Genomic DNA, 1389 nt, shown 5'->3' with positions numbered 1-1389 from the left:
TCGCACAATCTTTGTGCGGTATTGCCATAAGAAACGACTTTTTCTTTTTGTCTGTATAGTGCTTTCCGGAAAGGGAACGCTATGGATTGTCACGGCAGGGAACCTTTGAGAAAAGGCTTCCTTTTCGTGCAGGACTGCGGCACTTTGCCGTATGATATACAGACAGGAGGTGTAAGACTATGGTAACGATTACAAAAGAAACCATCATCGGTGATATTTTGGATATTGCACCGCAGACAGCTCCGCTGTTTATGGCAATCGGCATGCATTGTCTGGGCTGTCCGGCTTCTCGCGGAGAAACTGTAGAAGAAGCCTGCATGGTGCATGGTATCGATACGGACGAACTGCTGGAAGAACTGAACAAGCAGATCGCAGCCGGCGATGCACAGTAAATTGGTTTTATGAAATTGCTCCCCGTGTGACTCTGCCGCAGCAATGGTGGTTCTCCGGTGGGGCAATTTTTGTTTTTGGGGCAGTGTAACAGCTGAAGCTGGTGGAGGGGTTTTCGTGGAATCTTTTGCTTGGTGTAAGAGGCTTACGAGATAACCCCTCAGTCAGCCTGCGGCTGCCAGCTCCCTTTTCAAGGGAGCCTATACACCAAAAGGGAGCCTAGTAGAATAAGCCTCCCCTGAAAGGGGAGGGAACAAGCAAAGCTGGTGGAGGGGTTTTCTGAAATCTCTTGCATAATGAAATGGAGGATACGAACCATGCTGACGAAACGGCTTGCCGCATGTGCGGCACAGGTGACACCGGCGGGAGTTGTCTGCGATGTAGGCACCGATCACGCCTATCTGCCGGCGGAACTGCTGCAAAGCGGACGCTGCACCCGTGCTGTCGCCACCGATATTCACGCCGGACCGCTGGAGGCGGCAAGACGGACACTCACAGAAGCCGGTGTGCTGGAACAGGCGGAACTGTTCCTCTGCGACGGCTTGGAACAGGTGCAGCCGGCAGGCATTACCGATGTGGTGATCGCCGGCATGGGCGGCGAAACCATTGTGCACATTCTGGAAAACTGTCCGTGGCGGCGGCAGGTGCACCTGATCCTTCAGCCCATGACCAAGATTCCCGACCTGCGGCTCTGGCTGGCACAGCAGGGGTTCGGCTGGTCGGAACAGGTGGTGCAGGAGGGCAAAAAATTCTACGTGATATTGAGTGCCCGTCACACGGGAACTGTCCGTACCCTGTCGCCGCTGGAACAGGAGATCGGCTGCGTGGACTGGCAGTCGGAATCCGTCCGCCGCTATGCCGGCTGGAAGCAGCAGCGTTTTCAGAAACTGGCACAGCAGCTGGAACAGGCAGGGCGTGCAGAAGCCGCAGACTGGGCGGCACTGGCACAGGCAATTCAGGAGAAACTATAAGGCAATACCACACAAAGAGCGTCTGGCG

2 protein-coding genes are annotated in these 1389 nt (G+C 55.0%); both read left to right on the top strand.

Annotated features, from left to right (window positions below):
• Positions 1 to 179: 179 nt before the first annotated feature.
• Positions 180 to 392 carry a DUF1858 domain-containing protein gene (locus tag RUMCAL_RS09455; protein ID WP_021682559.1) on the top strand — a complete coding sequence of 71 codons (213 nt, stop codon included), beginning with the start codon at positions 180 to 182 and terminating at the stop codon, positions 390 to 392.
• Between the two features lie 315 nt (positions 393 to 707).
• Positions 708 to 1361, top strand: a complete 654-nt coding sequence (locus tag RUMCAL_RS09450; protein WP_051343780.1) for a tRNA (adenine(22)-N(1))-methyltransferase — start codon at positions 708 to 710, stop codon at positions 1359 to 1361.
• Positions 1362 to 1389: the final 28 nt, after the last annotated feature.

Origin of the sequence: Ruminococcus callidus ATCC 27760, from assembly GCF_000468015.1 — a bacterium.
Taxonomy (GTDB): Bacteria; Bacillota; Clostridia; order Oscillospirales; family Ruminococcaceae; genus Ruminococcus_C; species Ruminococcus_C callidus.
Note: the sequence above shows the minus strand (reverse complement) of the source record. Positions and strands in the feature narration are given on the sequence as shown.